The sequence below is a fragment of the Pseudomonas koreensis genome (assembly GCF_025447595.1).
Lineage (GTDB): Bacteria > Pseudomonadota > Gammaproteobacteria > Pseudomonadales > Pseudomonadaceae > Aquipseudomonas > Aquipseudomonas koreensis_H.
The window spans coordinates 252,367-270,547 of sequence record NZ_JAOEJU010000002.1 but is presented as its reverse complement, the minus strand read 5'-3'; the positions used below and the strand labels follow the sequence as shown (position 1 = coordinate 270,547).

The following is an 18,181-nucleotide window of genomic DNA, read 5'->3' as shown; positions in this document are numbered from 1 at the left end:
CGGCTTCAGACGCCGCGCCGACTGCTCTGCGGTAAAGAAAAGGTTTTGAAAGGATTCCACCATGCGCAAAGCGCTTGCTCTCTCGCTGCTCGCCATTTTCCTCGGCGGTTGCGCCAGCAACCCTGCAGACCGTGACATCAGCGGCACCTGGATCAATCAGGTCGCCATCGATGCCGCTGCCAAGGGCGGCCCCCTGCGCGAAGCGCTTCAGGCTTACGGCCCGAACCTGGAGTGGGACGTCAACACCAAGGCCGGTCAGGCCCGCTACACCAACGGTTTCGAAAACGTCGAAGGTCGCTTGCTCGGCGAACAGTCCGGTGCCTGGAAAGTCGACTTCTATGGCAGCTCCGCCAGCGAGCTGAAACGTGACGGTGGCCAACTGCAACAAGCTGCCAACGAAAACGAACCGGAACAGGTCTTCGACCGCGCGCAGATCCCGGTGCCGGAAGGCGCACCGATCGGCGCCAGCTTCGAACGCGCGCTGTATTCCGCTTATCTGGGCGGCAACTGGACGATCACCAGCGGCCAGGGCGAAGGTGCCACCGTGCAATTCCAGGCTGACGGGCAAGTCTCCGGTCTGCCGGGTGCCGACCGCTATGCGCTGTGCCTCGCCGGCGATTGCGCGTCGATGAGCAGCGGCAATGACAGCATGTGGCTGCAGCAGAACGGTCAGGGCAACAACTGGATCTTCGTCCGCAAGGGCAAAGAGCTGGAAATCCTGCAGGCCGTGAACACGGCACTGGCGGACGAACAACCGCAGTTCACCCCGGGTGAGCGCAAGTGGTTGCTCGAGAAGCAGTAACCCACCTCTGAAGCGACAGAGATCCCATGTGGGAGCGAGCTTGCTCGCGATGAGGCCATAGCATTCAACATTTATGCTGACTGTTATGCCGCCATCGCGAGCAAGCTCGCTCCCACAGTGGTTTGTGGCGCCTGGAAATCAGCACTTGCCCTCAAGAATCGCCGCATACCCCTCGCGATAACTCGGATACTTCGGCACCCAGCCCAACGCCCTGGCCCGTGCATTGCTGCATTGCTTGCTGCCGGTGCGACGTACGCTTTCGTCTTCCGACCATGCGGTGACACCCAGATACTCACGCAGCCAAGCCACCACCTCGGCCAACGGAGCCGGTGCATCGTCCACGCCGATATAGATGTCATCCAGCGCCACGCCCTCGCGATCCGCCTCCAGCAGATAAGCCATCAACCCCGCCGCGTCATCGGCATGGATGCGATTGCCATACAACGGCGGATCGACCGCAACCCGATAACCCCGACGCACCTGGGTCAGCAGCCACTCACGGCCGGGGCCGTAGATGCCGGTCAAGCGGACGATGCTCGCGGGAATGCCAGAGTTAAGCGCAACCTGCTCCGCCTCCAGCATCACCCGACCGGAATAACCCGCAGCGACGGTTTCAGATTTTTCATCGACCCACTCGCCGTTCTGCTGCCCGTAAACACTGCTGCTGGAAACGAACAGCAGCCGCTCAGGCTCCTGACCGTAATCGTTCAGCCAACCCAGTACATGCTGCAAACCCTGCACATACGCCGCGCGATAACCGGCTTCATCGTGATCGGTGGCCGCCGCGCTATACACCAGGTAATCGATAGCGCCCACCGGCCAGGTCTCGGGGCAATCTTCATTGAACAAGTCACCGGCCACACCGATAACGCCGTCCGGCAAACGTGAAATATCACGGCGCAGGCCATAGACCTGGAAGCCGGCAGCCAGCAATTGCGTGGCCAGACGGCTGCCGACATCACCGCAACCGGCGATCAAAACAGAAGGCGCGGACATCAAAAATCTCCCATCGGAAAGCGACAGACTAGCCTCGGCAGGGGACGAGCGGCTAGCAATGAAGGAAAAAAAGCAACTCTATTACTTTTGTTAACAAGAATTACTTGCAATAATGCTGGCCACTTTTGTTCTCGGCCTCACGAGGCCTGGAAGAGCATTACCGTTTTTCTATCTCAGGTCCGGCCAGCATGACACGCATTCAAAACTCCGCTTCGCCAACCAACCGACCTCGCGCCTGGAGCGCCGTGGCTGCCCTGCTGCTCAGCCTGATGCTGGCGCCGGTCGCCGCATTCGCTGACGCACAAGCCCCGGCCGCGCCAGCCGCCACCGAGCAAAGCGCTCCGGCCGCCGCACCTGCTGCGACCGACCCGGTGCAGGCCGTAGACGCCAGCGCCGCCGATGCGCCGGAAGTCCTCGAAGCCGACAACACCCTGGGCATGGCCCACGACCTGTCGCCATGGGGCATGTACCAGAACGCCGACGTCATCGTTAAAGCCGTGATGATCGGCCTGGCCATCGCCTCGATCATCACCTGGACCATCTGGATCGCCAAGGGTTTCGAGCTGATGGGCGCCAAACGCCGTCTGCGTGGCGAAATCGCTGCCCTGAAGAAAGCCACCACCCTTAAAGAAGCCAGCGCAACTGCGGCAAAGGAAGGCACCCTCGCCAACCTGCTGGTGCACGACGCCCTCGAAGAAATGCGCCTGTCGGCCAACGCCCGCGAGAAAGAAGGCATCAAGGAACGCGTCAGCTTCCGCCTCGAGCGTCTGGTTGCCGCCTGTGGCCGCAACATGAGCAGCGGCACCGGCGTCCTCGCCACCATCGGATCCACCGCACCGTTCGTCGGTCTGTTCGGCACCGTGTGGGGCATCATGAACAGCTTCATCGGCATCGCCAAAACCCAGACCACCAACCTTGCCGTCGTAGCACCGGGTATCGCTGAAGCGCTGCTGGCTACCGCACTGGGTCTGGTTGCCGCGATTCCTGCCGTGGTCATCTACAACGTCTTCGCCCGCTCCATCGCCGGTTACAAGGCTCAGGTGTCCGATGCGTCGGCAGAAGTCCTGCTGCTCGTCAGCCGCGACCTCGACCACCAGCCTGAGCGCAGCAGCTCGCAACCGCACATGGTGAAAGTGGGGTAATCGGCCATGGGCCTGCATTTGAAAGAAGGCGCAGACGACGATCTGGCCGAGAACCACGAAATCAACGTCACGCCGTTCATCGACGTGATGCTGGTGCTGTTGATCATCTTCATGGTGGCCGCGCCGCTGGCCACCGTGGACATCAAGGTTGACCTGCCTGCCTCGACCGCCAAACCGGCGCCGCGACCGGAGAAACCGGTGTTCCTCAGCGTGAAGGCTGACCAGCGCCTGTTCCTGGGCGAAGACGAAGTGAAAGCCGAAACCCTCGGCGCCGCACTCGACGCCAAGACCCAGGGCAAGAAAGACACGACGATCTTCTTCCAGGCCGACAAAGGTGTGGATTACGGCGACCTGATGAGTGTGATGGATAACCTGCGCGCCGCCGGTTACCTGAAGGTCGGTCTGGTCGGACTCGAGAGCGCAGTCAAGAAATGATCACGACGCGCCATAAGCTGACGCGTTACAGCGGTAGCCTGGCCGTGGTGCTGGGTGTTCATGCGCTGGCCATCGCGCTGGCGCTGAACTGGACCGCCCGCCCGCCCATCGAATTGCCACCGCAGGCAATGATGGTCGAGCTGGCACCGGTTCCGGCCCCGCCACCGCCCGCACCGCCGAAAGTCGTCACGCCACCGCAGCCACCGGCTCCGGTTGAAGAACTGCCGATCCCGAAACTGGCCGAAGCGCCAAAAGCCGAGATCGCGGTGCAGAAACCTAAACCCAAGCCGAAACCAAAACCGCCGAAGCCGATCGAGAAGAAACTGCCCGATCCGCCGAAGGAGAAACCGTCCGAAGAGAAGCCGGCCGATACCCAGCCGACTCAGGCGCCGACGGAGAAGGCCGCCCAGCCTGCACCGGGCCCGTCGCCTGCACAAATGGCCGCCAAGGCCAGCTGGCAAGGCACCCTGCTCGCACATCTGGCCAAGTACAAGAAGTACCCGGCCAGCGCTCAGGCCCGGGGCAAGGAAGGCTTGAACCGGTTGCGCTTCGTGGTCGATGGCGAAGGCAACGTGCTGTCGTTCGAACTGGTGGGCCGTTCCGGCAACGCCGATCTGGACCGGGCTACCCTGGAAATGATCCGCCGCGCCCAACCGCTGCCCAAGCCACCGGCCGACATGCTGACCAATGGCGCGATCGAAATTGTTGCACCGTTTGTGTACTCGCTGGAACGCCGCCGCTAGGAAACACCGCAAAACCTGTGGGAGCGAGCTTGCTCGCGAAGAGGCCTTGTCAGACAGGGCTGCTTCGACTGATACGCCGCTTTCGCGAGCAAGCTCGCTCCCACAAGGTTCAGCGCCAACCGGAAGAATCCAGTCAAAAAGGCACCGAAAGGTGCCTTTGTCATATCTACAAACGGCAAACCGGCATTGCCCGGTGTCGCATTCATCACTCAGTCTGATAACGTGCGTCTATCGATTGCAGCCGGTATGCTTGGCCCGCATCTTCATGGACGCTTGCTATGACCCTCACAGAATTACGCTACATCGTTACCCTCGCCCAAGAGCAACATTTTGGCCACGCGGCCGAGCGTTGCCACGTCAGCCAGCCGACCCTGTCGGTGGGCGTGAAAAAGCTTGAAGACGAACTCGGTGTGCTGATTTTCGAGCGCAGCAAAAGCGCCGTGCGCCTGACCCCGGTCGGCGAAGGCATCGTCGCCCAGGCGCAAAAAGTGCTGGAACAGGCCCAGGGCATCCGCGAACTGGCCCAGGCCGGCAAGAACCAGCTGACCGCCCCGCTGAAAGTCGGCGCGATCTACACCGTCGGCCCGTACCTTTTCCCGCACCTGATTCCGCAACTGCACCGGGTCGCCCCGCAGATGCCGTTGTACATCGAAGAAAACTTCACCCACGTGCTGCGCGACAAGCTGCGCAACGGCGAGCTGGACGCGATCATCATCGCCCTGCCGTTCAACGAAGCCGACGTGCTGACCCTGCAACTCTACGACGAGCCGTTCTACGTCCTGATGCCGGCCCAGCACCCGTGGACCCAGAAAGAATCCATCGACGCCGCGCTGCTCAACGACAAGAGCCTGTTGCTGCTCGGCGAAGGCCACTGCTTCCGCGATCAAGTGCTGGAAGCCTGCCCGACCCTGACCAAGGGCAACGACGGCGCCAAGCACACCACGGTCGAATCCAGCTCGCTGGAAACCATCCGCCACATGGTCGCGTCCGGTCTGGGCATCTCGATCCTCCCGCTGTCGGCAGTGGACAGCCATCACTACGCCCCCGGCGTGATTGAAGTGCGTCCGCTGTCGGCACCGGTGCCGTTCCGCACCGTGGCCATCGCCTGGCGCGCGAGCTTCCCACGGCCGAAAGCCATCGAGATTCTCGCCGACTCCATTCGGCTGTGCTCGGTCGCCAAACCCGCCGCGCCGGTCACGGCCGGTTAAGCCAGCGTCATGACTGAGCTGTCGCAGGTGTCGGTCACCGCACTCAAGGGTGTCGGTGAAGCCATGGCCGAGAAGCTGGCCAAGGTCGGCCTGGAAAACCTCCAGGACGTGCTGTTCCACCTGCCGCTGCGTTATCAGGATCGCACCCGCGTGGTGCCGATCGGCGCGTTACGGCCGGGGCAGGACGCAGTGGTCGAGGGCACCGTCAGCGGTGCCGACGTGGTCATGGGCCGGCGTCGCAGCCTCGTCGTGCGCTTGCAGGACGGCACCGGTGGACTGAGCTTGCGCTTCTACCATTTCAGCAATGCGCAGAAAGAAGGCCTCAAGCGCGGCACGCGGATTCGCTGCTACGGCGAAGCCCGGCCCGGCGCCTCGGGGCTGGAGATCTACCACCCGGAATACCGCGCCATCAACGGCGACGAACCGCCGCCGGTGGATGAAACCCTGACCCCGGTCTACCCGCTGACCGAAGGCCTGACTCAGGCGCGTCTGCGCCAGTTATGCATGCAGACCCTGACCCTGCTCAAGCCGGCCACCCTGCCCGACTGGCTGCCGACCGAACTGGCCCGCGACTACCAATTGGCGCCGCTGGCCGACGCGATCCGCTACCTGCACAACCCACCCGCCGATGCCGACGTCGATGAACTCGCCCTCGGTCATCACTGGGCCCAGCATCGCCTGGCCTTCGAAGAACTGCTGACTCACCAGTTATCGCAGCAGCGCCTGCGCGAAAGCATGCGCTCCCTGCGCGCACCGGCGATGCCGAAAGCCACGAAGTTGCCGGCGAAATACCTGTCCAACCTCGGCTTCAACCCGACCGGCGCTCAACAGCGGGTCGGCAATGAAATTGCCTACGACCTCAGCCAGCACGAACCGATGCTGCGGCTGATTCAGGGCGACGTCGGCGCGGGCAAAACCGTGGTCGCCGCCCTCGCTGCGCTGCAAGCGCTGGAGGCGGGTTATCAGGTCGCACTGATGGCGCCGACCGAGATCCTCGCCGAACAGCACTTCATCACCTTCAAGCGCTGGCTCGAACCGCTGGGCATCGATGTGGCGTGGCTGGCCGGCAAGCTCAAGGGCAAGAACCGCGTCGCCGCGCTGGAACAGATCGCCAGCGGCACGCCGATGGTGGTCGGCACCCACGCGCTGTTCCAGGACGAAGTGCAGTTCAAGAATCTGGCGCTGGTGATCATCGACGAACAACACCGCTTCGGCGTGCAGCAACGTCTGGCGCTGCGGCAGAAAGGCGTCGGCGGGCGCATGTGTCCGCATCAACTGATCATGACCGCCACGCCGATTCCACGGACGCTGGCGATGAGCGCCTACGCCGACCTCGACACCTCGATCCTCGATGAACTGCCGCCGGGTCGAACCCCGGTCAACACCGTGCTGGTCACCGACACCCGCCGCGTCGAAGTCATCGAACGGGTGCGCAGCGCCTGCGCCGAGGGCCGTCAGGCCTATTGGGTGTGCACGCTGATCGAAGAGTCCGAAGAGCTGACCTGCCAGGCTGCCGAAACCACTTTCGAAGACCTGACCGCCGCCCTCGGCGAGTTGAAGGTCGGGCTGATCCACGGCCGCATGAAACCTGTCGAGAAAGCCGCCGTCATGGCCGAATTCAAGGCCGGCAACCTGCAACTGCTGGTCGCCACCACCGTGATCGAAGTCGGCGTCGACGTACCCAACGCCAGCCTGATGATCATCGAAAACCCCGAGCGCCTCGGTCTGGCGCAACTGCACCAGTTGCGCGGTCGAGTCGGCCGGGGCAGCGCAGTCAGCCATTGCGTACTGCTCTACCATCCGCCGCTGTCACAGATCGGCCGCCAGCGCCTGGGCATCATGCGCGAGACCAACGACGGTTTCGTCATCGCCGAAAAAGACCTCGAACTGCGCGGCCCCGGCGAAATGCTCGGTACTCGTCAGACCGGTCTGCTGCAATTCAAGGTCGCTGACCTGATGCGCGACGCCGATCTGCTGCCCGCCGTGCGCGATGCCGCCCAGGCCTTGCTCGAACGCTGGCCCACCCACGTCAGCCCGCTGCTCGACCGATGGCTGCGACACGGGCAGCAATACGGCCAAGTGTGAGCACCGTCGCAGTTTCTCAAAGCTCGTTCCAACCAAGCTGGTTATACTCCAGCAATTGTTTCAAAAACGGATACAGACCATGACCGAAGCTGCTCTCGCCCCCGAATCCCCGCACGCTCCGTCTGTTATTCGGCTGCTGCTCAACAAGCTGGGCGTCGCCTACGAAGAAGTGCTCGACCACCACGGCCTCAACGCCTCGCGCAAAGTGCAGGCCGTGTTGCTGGACGACGCGGTCGGTGCGCTGATGGTGCTGTTTCCACAGAGCCAGTTGCTGGATCTCAACCGCCTCGCCGAGCTGACGGGCCGTCGGCTGACCGCCGTGTCCACCGAGCGCCTGGAAAAGATGCTCGGCAAACACAGCCTGAGCCTGCTGCCGGGCCTGCCGGCGCTGACCAGCTCGCCGTGCCTCTACGAAGAAAGCCTGCTGCGCGAGCCGAAGTTACTGATCAACTCCGGCGAGCCGGGCCTGCTGCTGGAAATCGCCAGCGAAGACTTCAAGACCATGCTGACCAAGGCCAGCGCCGCCAACTTCGGCGAAGCCCTGAGCAGCATCCGCCCGAACCTCGACCGTCCGGACGATGACCGCGAGGAAATCACTCAGGCCGTGCAGGCGTTCACCGCGCGGCGCATCCAGCAGCGTCTGGAAGCGACCATCGAGATTCCGCCGCTGGCCGAAACCGCACAAAAAATCATCAAGCTGCGCGTCGACCCGAACGCCACCATCGACGACATCACCGGCGTGGTCGAAACCGACCCGGCGCTGGCTGCGCAAGTGGTGAGCTGGGCGGCGTCACCGTACTACGCGTCGCCGGGCAAGATCCGTTCAGTGGAAGACGCGATCGTGCGCGTGCTGGGCTTCGATCTGGTGATCAACCTGGCGCTGGGCCTGGCCCTCGGCAAGACCCTGAGCCTGCCAAAAGACCACCCGCAACACACCACGCCGTACTGGCAGCAGTCGATCTACACCGCCGCCGTCATCGAAGGCCTGACCCGCGCCATGCCGCGCGCCCAGCGCCCGGAAGCCGGCCTGACCTACCTCGCCGGCCTGCTGCACAACTTCGGTTACCTGCTGCTGGCCCACGTGTTCCCGCCGCACTTCTCGCTGATCTGCCGGCACCTGGAGGTCAACCCGCACCTGTGCCACAGCTACGTCGAGCAACACCTGCTGGGCATCAGCCGCGAACAGATCGGCTCCTGGCTGATGCGCTACTGGGACATGCCGGACGAACTGGCCACCGCCCTGCGCTTCCAGCACGACCCGAACTACGACGGCGCCTACGCCGAATACCCGAACCTCGTCTGCCTGGCCGTGCGCCTGCTGCGCAGTCGCGGCATCGGCTCCGGCCCGGATGAAGACATTCCGGATGCGCTGCTGGAGCGCGTTGGTTTGACTCGCGACAAGGCAAATGATGTGGTCAGCAAAGTGCTTGAGGCTGAAGTGCTGCTGCGGGAACTGGCTTCGCAGTTCAGCCAGGCCTGATTTGCGCCCATAAAAAAGGCCCCACACTCACACGAGTGTGGGGCCTTTTTTGTTGATCGTTCACACCGGACTCAAGCCTTCGGCTTGGCCTTCCTCGGCTTCAAATACTTCATCAACCCCTGAAACCACATCACCAGCGCCGGGTTGCCCTTGAGCTGGATCGACTTGTCCTGAATCCCCTGCATGAACGCCAGCTGCTTGTTCTTCGCCTGCATCGTGGCAAACCCGAACGCCGCATCCTTGAACGCAATCGCAAACGCCGGCTCCGCCACCACCCCGGACTTGCTGGTAATGCGCTGGTCCTTCACCACGAAATGCCGCGCCACTTTCCCGTCCAGAGTCTGTAGCTGAAACACCAGATCCTTGTCACCCAACTGCTGCTGGAACGCAGGATTTGTCCGACTGGCCTTACCCATCAACAGACCCAGCATCCACAGAAGAAAACGAAATTTCATGCGCACAGCCTCAAAAGGAAAATGAACGGCCGGGGGAGTGTAAGGGATTCGGACAGATTCGCCACTATCTTGGATGGATAGAAGACGATGCAGGGCTTTTCCTGAAAGATGACTGCCAAGTCACGACTTCGCTCTCAGGACTTGATCGTTCCCACGCTCTGCGTAGGAATGCCTCCCGTGACGCTCCGCGTCACACCCTCCCCCCGTCCTACACCTGAAGAAACACATTCCTGTAGGAGCTGCCGATAGCAGTGGCTTCTTGTTCCTCTACCCCGCAATTCCTTGGGAAATGTCCTTCAAACTGCGGTGCTGTCCATGAACTAGGCGTGTTCGGAGTTCATCGATAACCTCTTTCCGTCACCGCAAAATCGGTGACTCGAACGTGCAGGTTCGGAATCGATGCACATCAGTTATAGCCATTCACCGAGTGTTTTCTTATGCTCGCGAATCGTTATGGCGGCTGTGTGTGGGAGATCTTCGGGTCTGCCGGGTTCATCGATTACCGGTCTTGCACACCTATACACAGCTGCCACCTCATTCGAAGTGCAAGCGAGAGGTTGCTAGCTCCATCAATCGGTAAATTCCAATGATCAAACCAACGCCCAACCCTCCTGAAATTCCAGAAACCTCCCCCTACGAATCCCCCGATTCAAAGAAACTCCACGAAGCCGCCGAACGCGCCCTCGACCACCATTTCAAACCCAGCGCCCCACGCCCAAAACGCCTGGGCGGCCTGTTCGCCCTCTGCCCCAACGCCGACGCCGAAGCGCTCATGGCCAACGCCTCCGAAGACCTCCTGTCCATCAGCGCCTTCGCCGCCAACCTGGCCGACGACCTCGACGGCCCCCGCCGCTCGATGGCGCTGGGCCTGAGCAGAATGGCGGACGGCGTGCGGTTGATGGTGGAAGGCACGCTCGATCACATTGAGTTTCGGGAGTATCAGGCCAAGCCGTAGCTGAATTGCGGGCGGAAAAAAGGGGACGTTGAGTTCCCTTTCCTAATCTTTGGCAGCAGCAACTAACGGAAGTCCTCTGCGCTTTTGGGGCGCGCTTCTAACCCGAAATCCGCCAACCGATGGACGTGAGCATGACCACCGGCCTCACAAGACTGTCGGAATACAACTTTGTCCCCCTTGAGCACCGTCAGATAACTCACGAAAGCCTGGTTAACGAGGTAGGTATACGCACCGCTTTTGAACTTGATGATGTTCAGGTTCACGCTGCCTTCCGACGCATCTACAACAAAGAATTTGCCCTTGGGTGGCGTAGCATTCTTCGGGTAGACCATCTCGATATTCCCCGGCACACCGTAGCGATACTGAACAGAACCGGCCGTGGGCTTGCTGTTTCCCCGCGCACAAACAGAAACCGTCTTGCCGCCCTCCAGCGGGCAACTGAAGTAGATGTCTTCGTCATCCGAGCACAACGTTCCATCCTGCCCGCCCTTCAATGGTGCCGTCTCCTGCGAAACACGCTCCGGCGCTTTCGCGATATCAGCACAGTTGGACAGGCAAACCAGTTTTGAAAGATCCGGATCATCGCTTTCAGTGAACAGGTAAGTCGCTGAACCATCGCGGTTGCGGGCGTGATAAACGGGAACACTGACGGCCAGCCCTTTGGCCGACACCGGCACCTTGGTATCCCCGCCCGAGACGACCCAGCCTTCGGCCTCCCCGCACAATGCCTCCAAAGCGACCTCACTGAACGAATCTTTCGTTGGTACGGCGAACGGCTTGGCATCACCTCGGCAGTCATAGCCATGCCAGTAGGGTCCGGTGTTCATATCAATGTCGATCGAGAAAACATAAGCGCCGTCGAGCACCACCTTGCCGCTGTCGTAGGTGAAAACCAGCCAGCGGCGCGTCTTCGACTGGGAGTAATTTTCTTCCTGAAGGATGTAGCGTTCGCCATCTCGGTACAGCCAAAAGCCACTCATCGCTCCAGCCGGTTCCTCCATCTCGGAGAGGCGCTGCCCGGAGTGTGCGTCCACCAGAAAGTTGTCCTTCAGCGCCAGCGCACAGTCGCTGCCAACGTCCCTGCACGAAGTGAGTGACGGGAACATCGGCCCCGCCACCGCAGAGAAAGAACACAGCAATAACGCGATCAAACCCAATCTTTTCAACTTGCCACCTGTTTCAAAGCGAGTAATCCATCACTTCTTCCAGCCGCCAGCATTGCCCACGAACAAACCGATACTCGAAGACATAATCGGTATCCGGTTTCTGCAGGATGGCGATGGCGTGATCACCCTGCTCTTCCTTGACGGTCAACGTCAGGCCCTGAGTCTCTCGCTTCGCCAGATCCGGGATGATCGGGAACTTGAGCTGATCGCCGCTGAGGCTGCTTTTTTGCATCTCGGGCTCGGGATCACCGGCCACAGTCGTGACCATTTTCAGCGGCTGCTGGACGAAGGCTTTCTGTACCTCTGCGCGTTCAGAAAAGGCTAAGAGGAAGGTTGAAAAGTTGGGTGAGGGGCACTTAACACTGGTCACGTCATCGTCGGTCTTTAACGCTTTCTGGCGGGTATCCTGTTGCAGTTTCGAATCGGCAAAGTTCTTTGCATCAAGGTCTGCCAGACGCTTTTTGATACTCGCTGCATCCTTGTAGGCACACACGACATCGACACCGTTTTCAAGGTCTCGACCGTCGCGACAGTCCTGCAATTCGGGGTCTGGTGGATCACCGCGGAAAAACCGCAAAGACAACTGCTCACCCTGCTTGATGAGCGGCAATTCCAGCGTCCAATAGGTGTAGCCTTCAAAGTTACTGTATGACTCTTTTAGCTTCGTGAGCACGTACAGGGATTTCCCCGCTCGCTCAGGAAATTTGCGTTCAAAGAAAAACACCGACGCGATTTCATCTCCTATGAGCGGCGCCACAAAAGAGAGTTCTGGCTTCGTGGGACTCATCGTCGTGTAAAAAACCTCTCCACCGGGAACGTAGGTGCCTGTCGTCTGACCCTTGAGAGTGTTCTTCAAGAACAACACGGTGATCTTCTGCTCGCCCACTGATGCCACCACCGGCGGATGCATTTGCTCGATGGTTTGCAGGTCATCAGCCGTTGCCGGTTGTGCTGTAAAACCGATGATCGATACGAACATGCACACACAACTTGAGAACCGGGTCACTTCCATTACTTCCTTGTTGATCGACAAATTGATCAATCTTCAAAAACCAGCGCGAGTGGCCTCACGATGATTCAGGGGCACCGCATTTCAGCTCTTTGATCTGCTCGTTCTGAATCGGAATTACACAGGCGAGGCGCTTTTCGCCGGTAGGGCGAAGCTCTGTCAGGCTAAGCGTCACGTGCAAACCGTCGTCCGCAAATTCGTGATCCTCAAACCCGGCATAGCTATAACCCGATCTGAACGACTTGCCGTCAAAACTGCAAAAGCGCCTAGACGCCAACACCCTCCAATTACCCTCTGGCGCGAGGATTTGCACATCGAGGCACGGACTACCAAACGTGGTGACGTAACGAGCAACAACATCACCAAAGCGTTGAGAAGCAGAGTTGGAAACCTTGGCGACATCGACTACTTCACTCGGATCATCCGGTGCGACAGCGTCCAGATAAGAGGCTCGCTCCAGACTCATTCTGGCGATGCAGTTATTGGTCAGCGTGGTATATGCCTTGGATCCGGTTTCAGTCTCTATGGCTTCGAGAGGGCATGTGGTGTCGCGCAACTTGATCCACGCGCGTTGCGAGTCTCTGGCCATGGCCATGTATGCCTTCGCTTGTTCTGGCTGACGCTTCCATTGAGACTCGAATCGAGTCATCAATAGTTTGTAGCTGGCATTAAGTTTTGCATCGGCACTCTTGCGGTCGGCTTCCACACATTGGTCGTATTGCCAGCTCACCGTAATGACTTTGCAGTTGTCCTCAGCGAGCGCGATTGAAGCGGACAGCAGTCCTAAGGACAACGCGATAAAGCGCACAAACATGTTCAATTTTTCATTCCCTGAATGACGGATCGCTCAACTGCGCGTTGAGGTATTTTCTGCGCCTTGCCGTCGGCGCTCATCGCGTCGCGGTACTGGCTGTAATAGCGCTTCGCTTCATCTTTGCGATCAAGGCGCCAGAGTGAATCGGCGATGTTCAACATCAGCACTGTGCGTTTACCAACGGCCTCAACGCCGCGATAGAACTTCAGCGCCAGCTCATCTTTGCCGCCCTCAGCCAGGTAAAAGCCCAGGTCGTTATAGGCCTGAACATTTTGCGCCGGGGGGTGACACGCCATGTAAGACTCCGGACTTAAAAAGACCAGACCCCATTCGATGGACTCTGCTCGGGACTGCGCCAGTTCGTTACTTGTGACATGTTTCAGCAAGTCCTTTGGAGACCTCGTCTCCAGGGCGGGAGTGAGCACTTCGCCGTCGTCGGTAACCCATTGATTGCCCTTCCACTGGCCGACACAAAAAGTGGCCGAACGATCAGCCAGCACACAACCGGTCTCCATGGAGATCACCGTGCAATGCTGTTGCGACACTAGCTTCTCTTCACCGTTTTCGTCCGACAACATGCCGAAGTTCACCGGGTCGAGCAGCAAGGTTTTCTTGTCAGGACTGAGCATATTGGAGTGCCCATCGGCGCCAATATCGGCGCCAAAGAGCGGAAAGGTTTTCCCATTGGCGGTGAACCATGCAGTCGCCGAATCCACACCGGGCATCGTCCATTCTGTAGCCCGAAATGACACCGTGTTCCCGTTGACGCCGACTATTGGCGGGTCCTCGGCAAAGGCGCTCATAGCTCCGAACAGACAGCCGATCATCGATACCCACTTAAGGCTGCCCATAGTCGATCCTTTTCACCGAGGGGCTTTCCGACTGCAGCTGCGTCTTCGTCACGCCATAAGCCTTGATCAGCTCTTCCCAGGAACCCTTCGAACCAAATGAGCGCTGAGTATTATCGAAGCTGTATTGCTCCAATCGCCCCGCCGTCGAGTAATACCCGCGCCATTCAGGACAGGCACCGCAACCGCCGTAACCACCTATCGAAACAAGACTGCCCTTGGTGCCTTTCACACAATCCATCGCCACGACAACGTTACTCAGCATCTTCGTCTTCTTACCGTCCGACGTAAGCTGTGAAACCTTGTCGATGTTGCGGCGCAACACTTTGCCGCCGATGTTGATCGTCTGATCGGAGCAGACCGGGATGAGGTGAGTTTCTGCGTCATCCACCGTCACGGATCGGCAGGACGACGCCAATACCACTTCAACGCCGCCACATTGCATGACATCGCGTTGGGTGAAGGCGTCCTTGGGACCGGCGAAAGCTGGCAGCGAGAGCAGCAGCGAAAGGCTGCTCGCAAGAAGACGGTTCATCGACTCACTCCTCATCGATCGACGGTGATTCCACGTCGGTCATGCCAAGCAGCCGGAACTCATTGTTTACGAATTCGTAGTACCGATCCCGGTTACGGTTTTCCAGGCGATTTCCCTGGGCGTCTTCTTCGCCATCGAGCGTGACTCCGGAAATAATGATCAAGCGACTATCGGGCAAATACGTCGTGTCGAAAGTGCTGCCGTCGTAGGCATTCGGAAGACCGCCAACGACATCACCGGTCTGGGCGTCCAGCACTTCGCCGCAAATGGCGCCGCCGCCACAGCCGAACCTGTACAGGATGTAATGGCCGGCGAAATTGACCTTGCCTTGCAGGGCCTTCGCCCGGGTGCTGTCCATGACCGGGTTGCTTTGCTCCTGCTGCACCGGTTCATGGTTGGGGCCGCTGAAAACGGGGATGACGGCGTAATCCCTGAAGTCGGGATCGGCGGCGAATGCCATGGAAGTGGCAGCGGACAGCAAGCTGCCGAGAACAATCGAAAATCCTTTCAAGTACTAACTCCATAACTGCAGTGGGAAACCGCTGGCTTACTCAGACTGACCTTCATAACGCTGTGTCTGCGGGTTGAATTGCCACAGATGCGGCCGGGTCATGCCCTCTTCGCCCTTGTAGCGAATCCGCCCTCGCTTGTCCCTGATGTAGGAGTAGATCTCGATGTCCTTGAATTCACCGCCACCTTTGGGAGGACCGTCCAGAACTTTGACCCCGGCGAAATAATCGCCACCCGAATACTTCAAGTAACCGCGGCACTGGATCAGGAAGGCGAATGTGCTGTCCATCGAAGAGCCAATGCCTACGCGGGAATTGAAGATGAAGTCTTCGATACCATCGCCGTTTAGGTCGCCACGGAAGACCACGTGGCCTGGCTCGATAGAGAATTCTTTTCCATCGAGACTGGAAAGTATGTCTTCCGGATCTCCGCCGCTCTCCGGCCATTGCGATAAGAAATATTTGGAGTCAGTTTCCTGATTGCAGACACCTGCCGCCATAACGGCCATCGGCAACCAGCTCATGCATAACACCAGCAGTCGTTTCACTTCACATCCTTCGAATTCATCAATTCCAGTACACCATCCCGATACACCACCTCACACCCCACCCAAGCCGGATCCACCTGCGGCATCACCGCCGAAGGCTTGCGCAGTTCCCGCAACAACGTCGAACCATGCGACAACCGCCCACCCATCCGCGCAATCACCGCCCGCGCGGCCTGATAGTGCGCGTGACGCCCAGGATCCAGGGTGTCTTCCAGCAAGATGTCTTCGCCAAGAATGCCCCGCACCTGCCCCGGGTAAATCATGAATCCGGTGGCCTGTTCGGCACCTTCGCGGCCGTCCTGCCAGAAGCTGCCATCGCGCGTGCGGATGTCCGGGTGCGGTGCAAACCAGTGTTCGCGATCCGCCAGTGGCATGGCGTGGTGCAGGCGGAAGAAGATGCGCATCAGGTTGTCGCGATACCACTCGCGCACTTGCAGGTAGTAACCACGCAGGCCCGGCAGGCCGGTCGAATGCGCGAGGCAAATCAGCCCTGACCATTGCGGGAACGCCTGTAATGGCAGTGAGTTCGACGCGGGTCGAGGTGTGGCCGGATCGGTCTCCCACGGCAGCCGATGAGGGCTGTTCTCCAGGTTGTCGTAAGCGGTGGGCGGTCGGCCGAGCCAGTCCCCGCCGCTGCTGGCCAGCGCCGCGGCGATACACAGATTGCCCTGCACCACGAACACATAAAACCGGGTGAACCAGTCGGCGAGTTGCTGACCGTCCGCCCCCTGGGCGACGAGGTCGGTCAGCTCTTGGTCGAAGCGCTGCAAGCCGTGTTCAAGGCTCAGCAAATTTCCGCGAGCGATACGTTGCATGCGCAGAAACAATGGCAGAGAACGCAACATCCGCAGCGGTCGCCACGGCAGATGCGGGGTCGCGCCGCCGACTTCACCGGCATAGTTGCTGGCGCTGATGCCCCAGTCGGCCAACCGTGCGAGAAACAGGTCGTTGTTGATGTAGGACGCACCGCCAAACACGGCCGTGAACGGCTCGTTGTCCTGCAACACCCGCGCATCCCAACGGGCCATGATCGCCGGAATGCTCGCGGCGGCCCGGCGCTGGGCGTACTCCACCAGCACACTGGGTTGCGGCGGCAGAATCTCAGCGATGTTGGCGGCCGTCAGGTGCCGGCGCCAGCCGTAGTCGCTGATCGGCCGGTATTGCAGCAGCCACAGTTGCGTACCGTCCCAGGCCCATTCGACATCGCCCGGCACATAGTGAAACACCCGCAAGACATCCTGGAGAAAGCGCCACAGCACGTCTTCGGTCAACCCATCGGTGGCCGTGAACGTGCCACTGCGCCAGGCATCGCCGAGCCGCGAAAGCGTCGCCCGCTCCGGGCTGATCTGACCGTCGGCAAGGGACTCAAGATGACCTTCAACCCATTCGAGCTCCACCGACAGATGACGCACAAATGCGATGCCCGACACCTGCGGCGTGATGAAGCGCTGCACCACCACTTCCTCGACACCTTCGGCAGTCAGCTCGGCGATGCGCGCCGGCACGTTGGCGGCCGGCTCACGCAGGTAGGTCGTGCTCAAACCGGCATTCGCCGAGTCGGCCTGATCTTCGCCGTAACTGGAGGAACGCACCGCCCAGATCGCCTGTGGTTGGCCGGCGAGGAAGGTCGGTAGTCGCGGATCGTTGTAGTCGTTGAGGGTCAGCGCCGCCGGCACCGGTTGCCGGGCCAGTTCCGCCAGACGCAAACGCCCGCCCTTGGTGTGCGCGACGAAGCCGCGCTCGCCCGACTCCAGCCACTGCGCAAACTGCGCGGGCGCGTCGATCCACGGGTAATGTCCCCAACCGGGTTTCAGGCTGATGGTCAGGTCTGCGCGCGCAAGAATCGCCGACCATGCCGCCGCTTGTTCGATGCCAAGCACCTTGTCCTGATCGCCCCAGACCAGTTCGACCGGGTCGGTGATCCACTCCAGCAATGGCAACGCGGTGTCGGCACGGATCAGATCCCAGTGCGGCACAAACGCACGGCAGCGCGCATAACCGGCGCCCATGCGCTGATACTGCGCGGGCGTCCAGGTCTGGTTGGAGAACTTGCGCGCGAACAGCGTGGGTTTGTTCGACAGCAGCCAATGAATGGTCTTGCGGATCGGCAGCGGTGACATCAGCGCCGGCAATCGACGCTGCCACAAAAAGGCGCCCACCGGCGCCAGCAAAACACTGCGAGAAAAGTGCCCGGGCCGACGTTGCAGCGCATGCAGCACCAGCAACGCGTTGACCCCGACGGCCATGATCGCACTGCCCTTTTGCGTCATCGCCAACAAGGTCTGGGCGTAAGCCGCCAGATCCTCGCAGGGCGGCTGCGGGTTGGCGCCGAAGCCCGGCAGCTCCAGCGGCACCACGTCGTAACGCTGAAAATGCGGCAGCGCGTCATCCCACCAATCGGCGGCGCTGCCGTTGCCGGCCAGCAAGTACATCAAGGGCTTGCTCATGGGC

The 18,181-nt window shown here is 60.4% G+C and carries 18 protein-coding genes; 8 read left to right on the top strand and 10 right to left on the bottom strand.

What is annotated here, in order from left to right:
• The first annotated feature begins 61 nt into the window (after positions 1–61).
• Positions 62–802: a hypothetical protein gene (locus tag N8H71_RS05005; RefSeq protein ID WP_007954437.1), complete on the top strand. Its 741-nt coding sequence runs from the start codon at positions 62–64 to the stop codon at positions 800–802.
• A 138-nt stretch (positions 803–940) separates the two neighbouring features.
• Here N8H71_RS05005 and N8H71_RS05000 read toward each other — a convergent pair whose 3' ends face one another.
• Positions 941–1,798, bottom strand: a complete 858-nt coding sequence (locus tag N8H71_RS05000; protein ID WP_262193160.1) for an SDR family oxidoreductase — start codon at positions 1,796–1,798, stop codon at positions 941–943.
• A 188-nt stretch (positions 1,799–1,986) separates the two neighbouring features.
• Between N8H71_RS05000 and exbB the strand changes: the two genes are divergently transcribed.
• The 6 genes from exbB to N8H71_RS04970 all read left to right on the top strand — a co-directional run bounded on the left by exbB (position 1,987) and on the right by N8H71_RS04970 (position 8,891).
• Entirely contained in the window at positions 1,987–2,940 is a 954-nt protein-coding gene (gene exbB, locus N8H71_RS04995; protein WP_262193159.1) for a tonB-system energizer ExbB, read from the top strand.
• A 6-nt stretch (positions 2,941–2,946) separates the two neighbouring features.
• The gene (gene exbD, locus N8H71_RS04990) at positions 2,947–3,375 is read left to right on the top strand and encodes a TonB system transport protein ExbD (RefSeq protein WP_007954431.1); all 429 of its coding nucleotides are present in this window, start codon (positions 2,947–2,949) and stop codon (positions 3,373–3,375) included.
• Positions 3,372–4,118 (top strand): TonB family protein, encoded by a 747-nt coding sequence (locus N8H71_RS04985; RefSeq protein ID WP_262193158.1) that lies wholly within the window; start codon positions 3,372–3,374, stop codon positions 4,116–4,118. The genes exbD and N8H71_RS04985 overlap by 4 nt, the downstream gene beginning before the upstream one ends.
• A gap of 278 nt (positions 4,119–4,396) precedes the next feature.
• On the top strand, positions 4,397–5,326 hold the full coding sequence (locus tag N8H71_RS04980) for a hydrogen peroxide-inducible genes activator (protein WP_007954418.1): 930 nt from the start codon (positions 4,397–4,399) through the stop codon (positions 5,324–5,326).
• Between the two features lie 9 nt (positions 5,327–5,335).
• Positions 5,336–7,411 carry an ATP-dependent DNA helicase RecG gene (gene recG / locus N8H71_RS04975; protein WP_262193157.1) on the top strand — a complete coding sequence of 692 codons (2,076 nt, stop codon included), beginning with the start codon at positions 5,336–5,338 and terminating at the stop codon, positions 7,409–7,411.
• Positions 7,412–7,490: 79 nt separating this feature from the next.
• Positions 7,491–8,891, top strand: a complete 1,401-nt coding sequence (locus N8H71_RS04970; RefSeq protein WP_114886341.1) for an aminoacyl-tRNA deacylase and HDOD domain-containing protein — start codon at positions 7,491–7,493, stop codon at positions 8,889–8,891.
• A gap of 71 nt (positions 8,892–8,962) precedes the next feature.
• Here the strand turns inward: N8H71_RS04970 and N8H71_RS04965 are convergent, their stop codons facing one another.
• Positions 8,963–9,346 carry an SCP2 sterol-binding domain-containing protein gene (locus N8H71_RS04965; protein WP_096817262.1) on the bottom strand — a complete coding sequence of 128 codons (384 nt, stop codon included), beginning with the start codon at positions 9,344–9,346 and terminating at the stop codon, positions 8,963–8,965.
• A gap of 586 nt (positions 9,347–9,932) precedes the next feature.
• Here N8H71_RS04965 and N8H71_RS04960 point away from each other — a divergent pair.
• A complete protein-coding gene (locus N8H71_RS04960; protein WP_262193156.1) occupies positions 9,933–10,301 on the top strand; it encodes a DUF6124 family protein in 369 nt (122 codons plus the stop codon).
• Between the two features lie 62 nt (positions 10,302–10,363).
• Here the strand turns inward: N8H71_RS04960 and N8H71_RS04955 are convergent, their stop codons facing one another.
• From N8H71_RS04955 to N8H71_RS04920, 8 genes are all read right to left on the bottom strand, one after another.
• Positions 10,364–11,452 (bottom strand): hypothetical protein, encoded by a 1,089-nt coding sequence (locus N8H71_RS04955; RefSeq protein WP_262193155.1) that lies wholly within the window; start codon positions 11,450–11,452, stop codon positions 10,364–10,366.
• Positions 11,453–11,480: 28 nt separating this feature from the next.
• On the bottom strand, positions 11,481–12,500 hold the full coding sequence (locus N8H71_RS04950; RefSeq protein ID WP_262193154.1) for a hypothetical protein: 1,020 nt from the start codon (positions 12,498–12,500) through the stop codon (positions 11,481–11,483).
• A gap of 34 nt (positions 12,501–12,534) precedes the next feature.
• A complete protein-coding gene (locus N8H71_RS04945; protein ID WP_262193153.1) occupies positions 12,535–13,290 on the bottom strand; it encodes a lysozyme inhibitor LprI family protein in 756 nt (251 codons plus the stop codon).
• Between the two features lie 2 nt (positions 13,291–13,292).
• Entirely contained in the window at positions 13,293–14,141 is an 849-nt protein-coding gene (locus tag N8H71_RS04940) for a tetratricopeptide repeat protein (protein ID WP_262193152.1), read from the bottom strand.
• Positions 14,128–14,673: a hypothetical protein gene (locus N8H71_RS04935; protein WP_262193151.1), complete on the bottom strand. Its 546-nt coding sequence runs from the start codon at positions 14,671–14,673 to the stop codon at positions 14,128–14,130. Before N8H71_RS04935 ends, N8H71_RS04940 begins: the two co-directional genes overlap by 14 nt.
• 4 nt (positions 14,674–14,677) lie before the next feature.
• Positions 14,678–15,133, bottom strand: a complete 456-nt coding sequence (locus N8H71_RS04930) for a hypothetical protein (protein WP_262193241.1) — start codon at positions 15,131–15,133, stop codon at positions 14,678–14,680.
• A gap of 87 nt (positions 15,134–15,220) precedes the next feature.
• The gene (locus N8H71_RS04925; protein ID WP_262193150.1) at positions 15,221–15,730 is read right to left on the bottom strand and encodes a hypothetical protein; all 510 of its coding nucleotides are present in this window, start codon (positions 15,728–15,730) and stop codon (positions 15,221–15,223) included.
• Positions 15,727–18,177, bottom strand: coding sequence for an alpha/beta fold hydrolase (locus N8H71_RS04920; protein ID WP_262193149.1), 2,451 nt, complete (start codon positions 18,175–18,177; stop codon positions 15,727–15,729). Before N8H71_RS04920 ends, N8H71_RS04925 begins: the two co-directional genes overlap by 4 nt.
• Positions 18,178–18,181 lie beyond the last annotated feature (4 nt).

Coding starts and splice junctions, on each gene's coding strand:
- N8H71_RS04980 (WP_007954418.1), top strand. CDS start 4,397: ATGACCCTCACAGAATTACGCTACATCGTTACCCTCGCCCAAGAGCAA.
- N8H71_RS04920 (WP_262193149.1), bottom strand. CDS start 18,177: ATGAGCAAGCCCTTGATGTACTTGCTGGCCGGCAACGGCAGCGCCGCC.
- N8H71_RS04985 (WP_262193158.1), top strand. CDS start 3,372: ATGATCACGACGCGCCATAAGCTGACGCGTTACAGCGGTAGCCTGGCC.
- N8H71_RS05005 (WP_007954437.1), top strand. CDS start 62: ATGCGCAAAGCGCTTGCTCTCTCGCTGCTCGCCATTTTCCTCGGCGGT.
- N8H71_RS04960 (WP_262193156.1), top strand. CDS start 9,933: ATGATCAAACCAACGCCCAACCCTCCTGAAATTCCAGAAACCTCCCCC.
- N8H71_RS04945 (WP_262193153.1), bottom strand. CDS start 13,290: ATGTTTGTGCGCTTTATCGCGTTGTCCTTAGGACTGCTGTCCGCTTCA.
- recG (WP_262193157.1), top strand. CDS start 5,336: ATGACTGAGCTGTCGCAGGTGTCGGTCACCGCACTCAAGGGTGTCGGT.
- exbB (WP_262193159.1), top strand. CDS start 1,987: ATGACACGCATTCAAAACTCCGCTTCGCCAACCAACCGACCTCGCGCC.
- N8H71_RS04930 (WP_262193241.1), bottom strand. CDS start 15,133: ATGGCATTCGCCGCCGATCCCGACTTCAGGGATTACGCCGTCATCCCC.
- N8H71_RS04935 (WP_262193151.1), bottom strand. CDS start 14,673: ATGAACCGTCTTCTTGCGAGCAGCCTTTCGCTGCTGCTCTCGCTGCCA.
- N8H71_RS04965 (WP_096817262.1), bottom strand. CDS start 9,346: ATGAAATTTCGTTTTCTTCTGTGGATGCTGGGTCTGTTGATGGGTAAG.
- N8H71_RS05000 (WP_262193160.1), bottom strand. CDS start 1,798: ATGTCCGCGCCTTCTGTTTTGATCGCCGGTTGCGGTGATGTCGGCAGC.
- N8H71_RS04970 (WP_114886341.1), top strand. CDS start 7,491: ATGACCGAAGCTGCTCTCGCCCCCGAATCCCCGCACGCTCCGTCTGTT.
- exbD (WP_007954431.1), top strand. CDS start 2,947: ATGGGCCTGCATTTGAAAGAAGGCGCAGACGACGATCTGGCCGAGAAC.
- N8H71_RS04940 (WP_262193152.1), bottom strand. CDS start 14,141: ATGGGCAGCCTTAAGTGGGTATCGATGATCGGCTGTCTGTTCGGAGCT.